The organism is Gordonia sp. DT219, from assembly GCF_049847065.1.
GTDB lineage: Bacteria > Actinomycetota > Actinomycetes > Mycobacteriales > Mycobacteriaceae > Gordonia.
In genome coordinates, this window is record NZ_JBNCNR010000001.1 from 360,843 (window position 1) to 373,514 (window position 12,672).

11 protein-coding genes are annotated in these 12,672 nt (G+C 68.5%); 5 read left to right on the top strand and 6 right to left on the bottom strand.

The annotated features are described in order from the left end of the window. Positions 1 to 25: 25 nt before the first annotated feature. Positions 26 to 2,014 (top strand): 1-deoxy-D-xylulose-5-phosphate synthase, encoded by a 1,989-nt coding sequence (gene dxs, locus ACPXB3_RS01780; RefSeq protein ID WP_425726124.1) that lies wholly within the window; start codon positions 26 to 28, stop codon positions 2,012 to 2,014. Positions 2,015 to 2,017: 3 nt separating this feature from the next. On the opposite strand, the gene ACPXB3_RS01785 is transcribed toward dxs, so the two are convergent. Then, positions 2,018 to 3,289 carry an HRDC domain-containing protein gene (locus ACPXB3_RS01785; RefSeq protein ID WP_425726126.1) on the bottom strand — a complete coding sequence of 424 codons (1,272 nt, stop codon included), beginning with the start codon at positions 3,287 to 3,289 and terminating at the stop codon, positions 2,018 to 2,020. After that, on the bottom strand, positions 3,286 to 3,924 hold the full coding sequence (locus tag ACPXB3_RS01790; RefSeq protein ID WP_425726128.1) for a DUF3000 domain-containing protein: 639 nt from the start codon (positions 3,922 to 3,924) through the stop codon (positions 3,286 to 3,288). The genes ACPXB3_RS01785 and ACPXB3_RS01790 overlap by 4 nt, the downstream gene beginning before the upstream one ends. Before the next feature lie 160 nt (positions 3,925 to 4,084). Between ACPXB3_RS01790 and hemE the strand changes: the two genes are divergently transcribed. The 3 genes from hemE (at position 4,085) to hemQ (ending at position 7,313) form a co-directional block, all read left to right on the top strand. Next, a complete protein-coding gene (gene hemE / locus ACPXB3_RS01795; protein ID WP_425726130.1) occupies positions 4,085 to 5,146 on the top strand; it encodes a uroporphyrinogen decarboxylase in 1,062 nt (353 codons plus the stop codon). Then, positions 5,143 to 6,546, top strand: a complete 1,404-nt coding sequence (hemG, locus tag ACPXB3_RS01800; protein ID WP_425726132.1) for a protoporphyrinogen oxidase — start codon at positions 5,143 to 5,145, stop codon at positions 6,544 to 6,546. Before hemE ends, hemG begins: the two co-directional genes overlap by 4 nt. 71 nt (positions 6,547 to 6,617) lie before the next feature. Further along, entirely contained in the window at positions 6,618 to 7,313 is a 696-nt protein-coding gene (gene hemQ / locus ACPXB3_RS01805) for a hydrogen peroxide-dependent heme synthase (protein ID WP_425703482.1), read from the top strand. Between the two features lie 13 nt (positions 7,314 to 7,326). Here hemQ and msrB read toward each other — a convergent pair whose 3' ends face one another. The 4 genes from msrB to ACPXB3_RS01825 form a co-directional block, all read right to left on the bottom strand. After that, positions 7,327 to 7,758, bottom strand: coding sequence for a peptide-methionine (R)-S-oxide reductase MsrB (gene msrB, locus ACPXB3_RS01810; protein WP_425703484.1), 432 nt, complete (start codon positions 7,756 to 7,758; stop codon positions 7,327 to 7,329). Positions 7,759 to 7,820: 62 nt separating this feature from the next. After that, complete coding sequence (locus ACPXB3_RS01815; RefSeq protein WP_425703486.1) at positions 7,821 to 9,110, bottom strand: glycosyltransferase family 87 protein; 1,290 nt, start codon at positions 9,108 to 9,110, stop codon at positions 7,821 to 7,823. Positions 9,111 to 9,203: 93 nt separating this feature from the next. Continuing rightward, positions 9,204 to 10,832 carry an alpha/beta hydrolase gene (locus ACPXB3_RS01820; RefSeq protein ID WP_425726134.1) on the bottom strand — a complete coding sequence of 543 codons (1,629 nt, stop codon included), beginning with the start codon at positions 10,830 to 10,832 and terminating at the stop codon, positions 9,204 to 9,206. 22 nt (positions 10,833 to 10,854) lie between these two features. Next, positions 10,855 to 11,619 carry a dihydrofolate reductase family protein gene (locus ACPXB3_RS01825; RefSeq protein WP_425703490.1) on the bottom strand — a complete coding sequence of 255 codons (765 nt, stop codon included), beginning with the start codon at positions 11,617 to 11,619 and terminating at the stop codon, positions 10,855 to 10,857. Between the two features lie 35 nt (positions 11,620 to 11,654). Between ACPXB3_RS01825 and zapE the strand changes: the two genes are divergently transcribed. Continuing rightward, the gene (zapE, locus tag ACPXB3_RS01830) at positions 11,655 to 12,668 is read left to right on the top strand and encodes a cell division protein ZapE (RefSeq protein ID WP_425726136.1); all 1,014 of its coding nucleotides are present in this window, start codon (positions 11,655 to 11,657) and stop codon (positions 12,666 to 12,668) included. Positions 12,669 to 12,672: the final 4 nt, after the last annotated feature.

A 12,672-nucleotide genomic window follows, 5' to 3' on the forward strand; every position in this document is an offset into this window, starting at 1 on the left:
GTGCTGATGACTGATGGAGGATGGGATGGGCTTTCTCGAGCGCACCAATTCACCGGCCGACCTGCGGGAGCTATCCGCGGCGGAGGTCGCGTCGCTGGCGGCGGAGATCCGCGAATTCCTGGTCGAGAAGGTGTCGGCCGTCGGCGGTCACCTCGGACCGAACCTCGGCGTCGTCGAGCTGACGCTCGCGCTGCATCGTGTCTTCGATTCGCCCATCGATCCGGTGATCTTCGACACCGGCCACCAGTCCTACGTCCACAAGATCGTGACCGGACGCCGCGACGCGTTCGACACGCTGCGCCAGCGTGGCGGACTGACCGGCTATCAGGAACGTTCCGAGAGCCCGCACGACTGGGTCGAGTCCTCCCACGCCTCGGCGGCACTGTCCTACGCCGACGGGCTCGCCAAATCCTTCGCTCTCAAAGGCCAAGGAGATCGCACCGTGGTGGCCGTGGTCGGTGACGGCGCACTCACCGGTGGGATGTGCTGGGAGGCGATCAACAACATCGCCGCCGCCGACCGCCGGGTGGTGATCGTCGTCAACGACAACGGCCGCTCCTACGCGCCGACCATCGGCGGACTGGCCCGCCACCTTTCGGGATTGCGGCTGCAGCCGGGGTATGAGCGGCTGCTCGACGAGGGCCGTCGGGCGGTCAAGAAGTTGCCGATCGTCGGTGGTCCCGCCTACGCGATATTGCACGGTATGAAGAGCGGTCTGAAGGACCTGCTGGCACCGCAGGTGATGTTCACCGACCTCGGACTCAAATACGTCGGGCCCGTCGACGGGCACGACGTCGAAGCGCTGGAATCGGCGTTGCGACAGGCACGTTCGTACGGCGGTCCGGTCATCGTGCACACCGTCACCCATAAGGGCATGGGCTACGCGCACGCGGAGAACCACGTCGCCGACCAGATGCATTCCACCGGGGTCATCGACCCGGTCACGGGCCGCGCCAAATCGATCTCGCCACGGGATTGGACGTCGGTGTTCTCCGCCGCACTGGTCGAGGCCGGGGCCGCGCGTGACGACGTCGTCGCGATCACCGCGGCAATGCCGGGGCCGACCGGATTGACACCCTTCGGAGAGCGATTTCCCGACCGCATGTTCGACGTCGGCATCGCCGAACAACATGCGATGACCAGCGCGGCCGGGCTGGCGCTCGGCGGTCTGCACCCCGTCGTGGCCATCTATTCGACCTTTCTCAACCGGGCCTTCGATCAATTGCTGATGGATGTGGCGCTGCTCGAGCTGCCGGTGACACTGGTGCTCGATCGATCCGGGATCACCGGCCCCGACGGACCCAGCCACCACGGGATGTGGGACCTGTCGTTGCTCGCGATAGTGCCCGGAATGCGGGTCGCCGCCCCCCGCGACGCGGTGCGGCTACGTGAGGAATTGGACGAGGCTCTCGCCGTCGGCGACGGTCCCACCGCCGTCCGATTCTCGAAAGGGGCTGTGCCCGAGGATATCCGGGCCGTCGAACGCCTCGACGACGGCGTCGAGGTCCTGCGTCGCGGTACGCCACCCGCCGCATCGATCGGGGGCGACGTACTGATCGTCGCCGTCGGGGCGTTCTGCGCGCTGGCCCTCGACACCGCCGAGCGGCTGCGCAGTCAGGGAATCGAGACCACCGTGGTGGATCCGCGTTGGGTGCTGCCGATACCGGCGTCGATCACCGAGCTGGCGACACGCCATCAGCTGGTGGTGACGCTCGAGGACAGCGGCGTACACGGTGGCGTCGGGTCGGCGGTCTCGGCGGCGTTGCGGCTGGCGGAGGTGGATGTGCCGGTCCAGAATCGCGGCATCCCACAGGAATTCATCGCGCATGCGTCCCGCGGCGAGATCCTCGCCGAACTGGGCCTGACGGCACAGGATCTGGCCCGGTCGATCACCGCCACCGTCTCGGGGATGCACGTCACCCCGGATCTGGACCGGCCCGATTTCGGTGCCGACCTCGGCTCTCCCCACGCCGACCGGTCGGTACGCGAGGCCGAGGGGCCCGACGCCGGGTGAGTGTCAGGAGCCGTCGGCCGGCGCCGCGGCCGCGGTCAGCGCCATGGCGATCGGCTCGGCGGTCAGCGCGCGTTGCCAGGCCCGGGCGTCGCCGGCCGCGAGGCGCGCATCAACCGACTCGACGGTGATCGGTGCGGCCAGACCTTCCCAGCACAGTTGCCGGACCAGTTCGGGAGCGAGCAGGTTCTCGGTGGGCAACGTCTGTTCCTCGGCGATCTGCGCGATCACCGGCCGTACCTCGCCGATGCGGGCGGCGGCCTCGGGATTTCGCTGCTCCCAACGGCTTACGGCCGGGGGGCCGGTGACCGACACCTTGCGGGGTGGGAGTTCGTCGTCGGGGAGGTCTCGTGCGCGCGCCAGGGCAGACAGCCACGTACCCGCCTGACGGCGCTGGCGCGGACCTCCGAACACCGGCAATCGCGTCAGTTCGGCAACGCCGGCCGGCATGGCGGCCGCCGCGGTGATGATCGCCGAATCGGGCAGTATCCGACCGGGCGCCACATCGCGTCGCTGCGCGATCTCCTCACGCGCCGACCACAGTTCGCGTACTGCGGCAAGACCCCGGGTGGTCTTGATGGTGTGAATGTTGGCCGTCCGTCGCCACCGGTCGGTGCGGGGCAGTGCGGGAGGGCGGCCGAGCACGTAGGCGAATTCCTCGGTGGCCCATTCTCGTTTGCCCGCTTCGGTGAGTGCGTCGGCCATCGTGTCGCGCAACTCGACGAGCACCTCGACATCGAGCGCGGCATAGTTGAGCCAATCCTGCGGCAACGGTCGCTTCGACCAGTCGGCGGCACCATGGCCCTTCTGCAGCCCGAGGCCGAGGAACTCCTCGACCTCCGCCGCGAGGTTCACCCTCGGTAGGCCGAGTAGGCGGCCGGCCAGTTCGGTATCGAATAATTCGTTCGCCTCGAATCCGAGGTCACGCAGGCAGGGCAGGTCCTGGTCGGCGGCGTGAAGTATCCATTCGGGTTCGGTGAGCACGTCGATGACCGGCTGCAGTGCCTCGGGTTCTTCGGTCGGGTCGATGAGGAAGGATCCCGCCCCGGTGCGCCGGATCTGGATGAGATAGGCGCGCTGAGAGTAGCGGTAGCCCGATGCCCGCTCGGTGTCGAGGGCGACCGGACCGGTGCCCTGCGTCAGTCGGGTTGCCGCATCGGCGAATTCGTCTGCTGAGGTGAGCACCGGCGGGATACCGTCACGGGGACTCAGTAGCGGGGTGACCGGCCGGGAGTCCGTGGGATCTTCCGGGTTTGCTGGTGTGTCGGGGGCGCTCACGCCGACCCGAGTTCGGTGACGCCCACCGGCGGAAGGCCCGCGGCCGACGCCAAGACCTCACAGAATCCCTCGAGGTGTCCGCCCAGTCCGTCGGAGGCCGCGGCGGTCCACGATGCGCGGAGTTCGAGCTGGTGCGCTCGCGGTGGCCCCGCGATGTCTCCGTAGCGCACCGACGTGGTCGAGGTGACGGTGCCGCCCAGAGCGGTCACCTCGACTGCCGCACCTGAACTACCCCGAACGCTGCCGTCGGAGGTGGTCTGACCCACCGGCACGCCCAGGGCGTCGCTCAGCCAACTCCACGCGACCTCGGGCAGTAATGGATCCATCGCGAGGGCGGCCTCGACCTCGGCCTGGATGTAGGCGACCAGGCGCATCGTCCCGTTCCAGGCATCCTGGCCGTCGGGATCGTAAAGCAGGATCAGCCGACCGAATGCGCTGCCCTGCGAGTCGGCATCGAGGTCATCGGGTGAGTCGGGCAACCGCACCTCGGCGCCCACCGCATAGCTGTACGGCGCGAGACGCTGTGGGGGGCGGATCGGCCCGACCTCGATCTCGCGCCGGATACGTGCGGAATGCAGCGACTCGACCGCGGTGCGGAAGTCAGCAGGCTCCGTCGGAGCTCCGGAGGAGGTCACGTCACCGACGGTATGACGCGGAACACGCCGGGCGTCGGAGGCGCGCCGGGGCGACGGTGACGCCGCGGCGGACGGTGATGGGTGACGCCGCGGTGACGGGTGACCGACCGCCCGACCATGCCGATCCTCGCCCGAGCAGCTCATGGCAGAGTGAGCGGTGATGTCGCACCTACCACGCACCCGCCGAAGCCACACCCGTATGCCGCTCGTCGCCGCCGCCCGGGGCGAGTCGCCGAGCCGGCGGCCGGTCTGGTTCATGCGGCAGGCCGGTCGGTCGCTACCGGAGTACCGCGCGCTGCGCGCCGACCACGGAATGCTCGAATCATGTTTCGACGCCGACCTCGTCTGCGAGATCACCTTGCAGCCGGTCCGGCGCCACGACGTCGACGCCGCGATCCTGTTCTCCGACATCGTGGTGCCGCTGAAGGCGGCGGGTATCGGGCTCGACATCGTCGCGGGCACCGGGCCCGTCATCGAATCGCCTGTCCGCACCGCCGGTGACGTCGATGCGCTGCCGCGGCTCGACCCGGCCGCGGTCGGCGCGGTAAGCCGGGCGGTCGCACAGATCCTCGACCAGCTCGACGACACCACCGCGCTGATCGGCTTCGCCGGGGCACCGTTCACGTTGGCTTCCTACCTCATCGAGGGCGGCCCCAGCCGCAACTACGTCCAGACCAAGGCACTCATGCGCGGTGACCCCGACACGTGGCACGTGCTGATGGCGCGCCTGGCCGACATCACCATCACCTTCCTGCAGGTCCAGCTCGATGCCGGAGTCGACGCGGTGCAGGTCTTCGACTCGTGGGCGGGCGCGTTGTCGGTGGCCGACTATCGGACCTACGTCGCACCGCACATCGGCCGTGTTTTCGCCGAGATCGCCGGATATGGTGTCCCACGAATCCATTTCGGCGTCGGCACCGGCGAGTTGCTCGCCGACATGGCCGCCCCGGCCGATGTCATCGGGGTCGACTGGCGGGTGCCGCTCGAGGAGGCGGTGCGCCGCATCTCCGCGCCAAAGGCCGTGCAGGGCAATCTCGATCCGACCGTCTTGTTCGCCGGCCCGACGGTGCTCGAACGCGAGATCCGATCTCTCCTCGCCGACGGTCAGCGCGCGCTCGCGGCAGGGGCTATCGGCCACATCGTCAACCTGGGACACGGTGTGCTGCCCGACACCGATCCCGATGCACTGACCAGGGCCGTCGAACTCATCCATTCGTTGTGACGCCCACCCGGATCGCGATCGTCGGCGGCGGGATCTCCGGTCTCGTCGCCGCCTATCGTCTGCGCCGCGCACTGGGCCCCGAGGTCACGATCGACCTGTACGAGACGGCGTCGAGGCTCGGGGGAGTTCTGCGGACCGTCGACGTCGCCGGTCAGCCCGTCGACGTGGGCGCCGAGGCGTTCATCGTGCGGCGCCCGGAGGCGGTCGACCTGGTGACCGAACTCGGCCTCGCCGACCGCATCGTCTCGCCGACGCCGCGTCGTCCCGCGATCTGGGCACGCGGCGATCTGCATCCCATGCCGAGCCCCGCACTGATGGGTATCCCGGCGTCCGCCGATGCGGTGGCCGGACTCGCCGACGCCGATGATCTCGCCCGCATCGGCTCCGAGTCGCAGCGCCCGTTCGCCTGGCGGCCGGGAACCGACATGAGTGTCGGTGAACTCGTCGCCGGCCGCTTCGGGCCGTCGGTCGTCGCGCGCAGCGTCGACCCGATGCTCGGTGGTGTGTATTCGTCACTGGCCGCCGACATCGGTGTGCGCGAGGCGATCCCGGCCCTGGCGGCGCGACTGGACGAGGGGTCGCCGAGTCTGTCGACAGCGGTCGACGACCTCCTCGGGCGCGGCGGCGCCTCGGGTCCCGTGTTCGGCGCACTGATCGGCGGATACCGGATCCTCCTCGAGGCCCTCGCCGCCGCGGCCCACCCCACCGTCCGGACCGGCGCCACGGTCACTGCGGTGACCCCGGTCGCCGATCGCTGGTCGGTGCGGACCGAAGGCGTGCCTGCCGCCGACGCCGGCTACGACGGGGTCATCCTTGCCGTACCCGCGTGGGTCACCGCACAGCTTCTCGCACAAGCATTTCCGGACGTCTCCGCACCGCTGGCGTCGGTCGAACCCGCCTCGTCGGTGGTGCTGTCCATCGCACTGGCCCCCGCGACACCGTTGCCCCAACACTCCGGGGTGCTGGTGGCCACGGGAGAAGAATTGCGCCCCAAGGCTTTCACGTTGTCCTCGCAGAAGTGGGCGCATATCGGCTCCGGCGACGCCCCGGTGTCGGTACGCGCCTCCTTCGGGCGATATGGCGATCCGGTGCCCGATGCGGCAACCGTTCCCGACATCGACTCGAGGGTGCGCTCGTGGGCGCTGGCCGATCTGGACCGGATCTGTGCCGCGGCCGGGCTGGCTCCGGTCTCGGCACACGTTCTCGGCACCCGGCTGCAACGCTGGACGGGAGGACTGCCCCGTTACGCACCCGGCCACCTGACGCGGATGCGGGAAGTGCTCGACGCGGTTCCGGCGCGCCTGGCTCTCGCCGGGTCGTCCTACGCAGGTGTCGGCGTCCCCGCCTGTATCGGTCAGGCGGGGCGAGCTGCCGACCGGCTGCTCGCCGGTCTCGGCTGAGCAGTTACTGGGCGCTTGGGTCCAAAGACCTGGGTGCGGCCGACAGCGGTCCGGAGTGGCACCATGGATTCATGAGCCGCTTGGACTATGCCGAACTGAACTCCACAATCCGCTATCTGATGTTCTCGGTGTTCGCCGTCCGGCCGGGTGAACTCGGCGACGACCGCGACTCGGTGAAGTCCGACATCACCGACTTCTTCAAGTCGCTGGAGGACACCGACGTCATCGTGCGCGGCGTCTACGAGGTGTCGGGGATGCGTGCCGACGCCGACTACATGATCTGGTGGCATGCCGAGAAGATCGAGGACGTGCAGGCCGCCTATAACCGGTTCCGTCGCGAGACCGCCCTGGGCCGCGCCAGCACCCCGGTGTGGAGCAACGTCGCGGTGCATCGGCCTGCTGAGTTCAACAAGAGTCACATCCCGGCCTTCCTCGCCGGCGAGGAGCCAGGTAACTACATCTGCGTCTACCCGTTCGTGCGGTCCTACGAGTGGTATCTGCTGCCCGACGAGGAGCGCCGCAAGATGCTCGCCGACCACGGCAAGGAAGCGCGCGAATACAAGGACGTGCGCGCCAACACCGTCGCCTCGTTCGCGCTCGGCGACTACGAGTGGCTGCTGGCGTTCGAGGCGCCCGAGCTGCACCGGATCGTCGACCTGATGCGCGACCTGCGCGCCACCGAGGCGCGGATGCACGTGCGCACGGAGACGCCGTTCTTCACGGGGCCGCGGGTCGAGCCCGCCGCGCTCGTCGACACGCTGCCCTGACGCGGCGGCCGGCCTACTCTTCGGGTTCGAGTGTCAGGCTGATCGAGTTGATGCAGTAGCGCAGGTCGGTCGGGGTGTCATAGCCCTCGCCGGCGAACACGTGCCCGAGGTGACTGCCGCAGTTGGCGCAGAGCACCTCGGTGCGGCTCATGCCGAGCGAGTCGTCGACACGCTCGATGATCGTGTCCCCGGCCAGAGGCGAGAAGAACGACGGCCAGCCGCAATGTGATTCGAACTTTTGGTCACTGCGGAACAGTTCGGCGCCACAGGCCCGGCAGCGGTACACACCGGTGGTTGTGGAGTCGGTGTACTCGCCGACGAATGGGGCCTCGGTACCTGCCTGCCGCAGCACACGATATTCAGCGGGCGTGAGACGTTCCCGCCACTGTTCGTCGGTGAGATCGGCCAACTCGGCGGGCGTCTGCTGGGCGGGGATATCGGTCATGGTTCCACCGTACGAGCCCGTCACAGCACTCGCCAGCCTCGGTCATCGCAGCGGACGAGATCTCATCCGCCGACCGGCTGGGACCCGACGCCGCCGGCTTCCGTGGACGGTGTGTGCGCCGGGGCGGCAGTCACCGGGTCGGCGGGCGCCGACCAGTCGCGCCAGCTACCGGCGACGCCGTCGCGCCGCATGTCCAGGTACCGGAACAGCAGGGCGCAGAACACCGCGATCATCAGTAGCGACCAGCCCCAGGTGACCTTGTTGTATTCCAGTTGCCGACCGAAGTCCGGCCAGCGAACCGAATTGAAGGCATCCAAGGTGAAGCAGCCGTAGACGCCGAGCCAGGCCGGCCAGTTACGCATCGGCGAGCCCGGGATGAACACCGACATCACCAGCGGGAACAGCAGCATCGAGTAGTAACCCTGCCCGAGCGAACCGACCAGGAACGTGGTGCACAGCAGCACGCCGGAAGAGGTGGTGAGCCAGAGCAACTCGTTGGTGTGGCGGTAGTAGCGGTAGAGGAACCACAGTGAGAAGACCGCCATCACGCAGAATGCGATCCGCAGGACGATGATGAGCCAGTCGGCGACGCCGAAGTAGGCGCCGTTGCCGACGATGGAGCTGTTGTAGTAGTCCCGGGCTTCACCGAGGTAGGGGATCGTACGGGTGACAAAGGATTTCGGGTCCGCCGACACCGGCCACGCCACGATGTTCAAGATCACCGGAACGGCGATGGCGCTCACCAGGATCCGCCAGCGTCCCACCAGCAATGGCAGGAGCAGCAGCGGTACGAGGACGGGTTTGACCGCGAACGTCAACCCGATGAGGACACCCGCCCACCAGTCCTGCCTGCGCAGCATCAGGATCAGGAACGCGAGAAGGCCGAGCAGCACGAAGGCGTTGAAGTTGGTGAAGACGAGTGTGTGGGTCACGGTTTCGGTGCTGAAGAAGAAGAACAGCACCGTGGGCAGCACCCACGACCGCGCGCCGAAACCGAACAGCCGGGTGATCAGATAGGCACATACGATCAGCACGACGACGCTGAGGGCGATGAACAGCCAGCGGGCGCGCTCCGGGTCGATCACCGCCAGCGGCGACATCAGCAGGGTGCCCGACGGGGGATACAGGTAGTGCGGATCGACCGTGTTGAGGTTTTCCGCGTACACCGGCTGCCGGTTCAGGAACGCCAGCGCCGCGTTGTACACCGGCCGGAAGTCGTCGGTCCGGTCACCGTTGACGCCCAGAAGGACCGACCGCTGGAAGATCATCATCACGGTGATCGGCCACAGCACCAGCGGGATGATGCGCTGTGCGGGCATCTGCGGGTAGAGGTACCTGTCGAGAAAGGCCACCCGCGAACCGTACTACGTGCGCCCGGAACGGCTCGACCTTCCCTGGCCGCCGCGTGGGATCTCCCGGGCCGCCGGTTTGGCCGTCCCCAGGGGTCAGCTCGGGCAGCCCCGTTCCGACGGACCGGCCAAGGGAGTGGAGGCGACGTAGTCGGCGACGACATCGGCGACGCAGCTGCTGCGGGCGAGCGCCGAGTAGCCCACACCGTTCCAGCTCACGCTCACCGGCGAGGTCCGCGCGCGGGTGAACAAGGCGTCGAGGGCGGTGGCGCCGGTGCCGCCGTTGATCGGGTCGCCCGGGTTGCTCAGGACCAGTGGTGCGACCGGAAAGGTGCTGGGTGGTGCGACCGCTTCACCGGCGGCCCATCCGTTGCACCGCATCAGCGACAGCGCGGCGTCGGCGCCGGTCAGTGGATTCGATTTGGACCAGGTCGTGATCAGGTTCGCGATTTCGTTCTGGCTGACCGGTCCGGTGACATCGTTGCAGTCGGCGACGATCTGCCCGTCGGTGAGTCGCAATGCATCGGCCCGGCCGGCGAGGTCGGCGAGTCCTCCGGTGTCGCCACGATCGGCGGCGGCGATCGCCGAGGCGACGCCGCCGATGCCCTCTGGGGAATTCGGGGCCAGCGCGATGCCGGTCGTGATGGCCGCGAGCGCCTCGGTGTCGGAGAGCGGGCCGAGATGGCCGGTACGCCCCTTGGCGAGGACATCGGCGATGACCGATGCCCCGCTGGCGCCGAGCGCGCAAGCGGGGCCGAGGACCGAGCAGCGTTGGCTGAAGGTGGTCAGTGCCGCCTGCACGCCGGTCGCCCGCGCCGCAGCGGTGTCACGGGCGTTGGCGCCGAACGGAGTAGGGGTGTCGAGGATGATGCGACCCGTGCGGCCGCCATACAGAGCGCTGTAGGCGATGGCGACGTCGGAGCCCTCGCCGACACCGATGAGGCCCAGTTGTGGGACCGCCCAGCGTTTGCGCAGGGTTTCCAGATCGGAGGCGGCCGAGCGGATTCCGAACGCGAGCTGGTCGGGGGAGAGCGTCTCGGTGCACCCGTCGGCGGCTTCTCCGGCCGCCCCGGCCAGGTCGCTGATGCGGCGATCCTGCGAGGTGCCCCGCGTCAGACCGTTGTCGGCGTACGTGTGCCGGTCGGCGCGCGTCAGACAATCCACCGGGGTGCTCTGGGGGATACCGCGCCGATCGACGGCCACCACCGGATGCTTGTCGAGCAGGGTGCGGCCCGAACCCGACGCGAGCAACAGCAAGGTCCGCGAGGATGGCATGTCGGTGCCGGAGGTGAGCACCAGTGGCGCGGCGTCGGCGGGTGTTTGTGGGGTGCTGATCCGGGTCAGCCCGACCGACAACGTGGATTGGGGCCGATCCGGGTTGATCGCGGAGGGCAGATCGGCACAGTCGATTCTCAGTCCGGACGGGGCGGCCGTTCGGTAGTCGCCGGCGATCTTCGGACCGCAGGCTTCCCACGCCAGGTCATGCGCCGGTTTCTGCAGCGTCGGTGCCTTGGCCGGCGCGCTGGATGAGGCGGGGGCCGGGCCTGCCCCGCCGCCACCCGGCACGAGGGGTGGTCCCGGGTTCGGTCCGACCGCGCACGCGGACACGCCGACCAGGGCGGCGGCGACGCTCGCCACCAGCAGTCGCCGTCGCCACGGTGTGGTGTGTTCCGAGATCACCGGCGACCGAGTACCGCGCGGCACGATATATCTCCCCAAGGCCATGACGGCGAGCGTAGCCAACCGGTCAGCGATCACGTGCCCAGCGGGTGAACACGAATCCCTCGTCGTCGGAGAGAATGTGCGCTGCGCGCATCCGTGCGAGCTCGCTCAGCGCCGGCCCGGCGAGGATGCGGGTGGCGTCTCCGGCCGCGAGGGTCGGGCTGGTGGTCAGGCACAGTTCGTCGAGGAGCCCCTCGGCGACGACCGTTCGGAGCAGGCTCGGGCCGCCCTCGCAGAGCACACGGGTCCTGCCGAGTCGTGCGAGATGTGCCAGCACACTGTCGAATCGGACCTGGCCGGTCCCGCAATCGAGCAGGGTGGCGCCGTGTTCGGTCAGCGCCCGCCTGGCTGCGGCGGGCGCGTTTGTGCAGGTGAACACGACGGTGGCGGGGTCGGCAAGTGGGGAATAGTCGGTGTCGATCGACAAGGAGTTGCTGATCAGCGCCAGCATCGGTGCCGCGGACCGGCCTGCGCGCCGGCGGGCGTCGGCGAACACCGCGTCGGGCCCCGGCTGGTGGTAGCCCTCGGCGATGGCCGTGCGCGCGCCGACGACCACCACGTCGGCAAGACCGCGCAGCACCCGGAAGATCGCGCGATCACCGCTACCGCCGAGCCCGCCGGATGTCCCTTTGACCGCGGTCGCTCCGTCGATCGAGGCGATCATGTTGGCCCGGACAAAGGGCTTCTCGAGTGCGTCAGGGTAGCGATAGAGACCGGCGATCTCGAGTAGATCCCCGGCATCGCCGGGGTCGGCGGATGTGACCTGGGTCGCTTTGTGCTGGTGGAGCATCATTCCTCGTGGTCGGCTGTGGCTATCCTGCCCCAATGGTGGCACGTCTGTCCGACCGGAACCCGGTGGTCTCTCCCGAGCAGCTGATCGAGGAGATGGTTCCGCCGTCCACCTTCGATTCGGTGAGCTTCGACAGCTACATCCCGGACCCCGACGAACCGTCGCAGACGGAGGCGGTCACCAAGGCCCGCGACTTCGTCGAACGTGCCAAGAAGGCGCGCGGCGGCAAGAAGGGACTCTTCTCCCGCAAGCAGACCGCACAGGGGGTCGGGCTCTACCTCGACGGCGGTTTCGGGGTGGGCAAGACGCACTTGCTCGCGTCGATCTATCACGCGATGCCCGCGCCGAAGTCGTTCGCGACGTTCGTCGAGGTCACCCATCTCGTCGGGGCGTTGGGCTTCATGAATGCCGTCGAGCGATTGTCGGCCCAGAACGTGCTGTGCATCGACGAGTTCGAACTCGACGACCCGGGCGACACCATGATCGTGTCGCGGCTGCTGACCGAACTGACCGCGAAGGGGGTGTCGATCGCGGCCACGTCGAACACGTTGCCCGGACAGCTCGGTGAGGGCCGGTTCGCCGCCCAGGACTTCTTGCGTGAGATCAAGAAGCTCGCTGCGATCTTCGAGACCATTCGCGTCGACGGACCCGACTACCGTCATCGCGACCTGCCGCCCGCCCCGGAGCCGAGGTCGGACGACGACCTGGTGGCGTTGGCCTCCTCGACCGACGGCGCCACGCTCGACGACTTCGATGATCTGTGCGCTCACCTGGCCAAATTGCATCCGTCCAAATACAAAGCACTTGTCGACGGCGTGTCCCTGGTCTGCATCGAGGGCGTACATCCCGCACCGGATCAGTCGGTGGCGCTGCGACTGGTGGTGCTCGCGGACCGTCTCTACGACGCCAACATCCCCGTCACAGTCTCCGGTGCCAAGCTCGACGAGATCTTCACCGAGGAGATGCTCGCCGGTGGCTACCGGAAGAAGTACTTGCGCGCCACATCGCGCCTGCTGGCGTTGTCGAGGTTCGCGGAGTCCGCGGTCTGAGGCT

Bases quoted from the DNA above. Each gene is read 5' to 3' on its own strand.
- hemQ (WP_425703482.1), top strand. From the start codon at position 6,618: ATGAGCCGCTTGGACTATGCCGAACTGAACTCCACAATCCGCTATCTG.
- msrB (WP_425703484.1), bottom strand. From the start codon at position 7,758: ATGACCGATATCCCCGCCCAGCAGACGCCCGCCGAGTTGGCCGATCTC.
- dxs (WP_425726124.1), top strand. From the start codon at position 26: ATGGGCTTTCTCGAGCGCACCAATTCACCGGCCGACCTGCGGGAGCTA.
- hemE (WP_425726130.1), top strand. From the start codon at position 4,085: ATGTCGCACCTACCACGCACCCGCCGAAGCCACACCCGTATGCCGCTC.
- ACPXB3_RS01820 (WP_425726134.1), bottom strand. From the start codon at position 10,832: ATGGCCTTGGGGAGATATATCGTGCCGCGCGGTACTCGGTCGCCGGTG.
- ACPXB3_RS01825 (WP_425703490.1), bottom strand. From the start codon at position 11,619: ATGCTCCACCAGCACAAAGCGACCCAGGTCACATCCGCCGACCCCGGC.
- zapE (WP_425726136.1), top strand. From the start codon at position 11,655: ATGGTGGCACGTCTGTCCGACCGGAACCCGGTGGTCTCTCCCGAGCAG.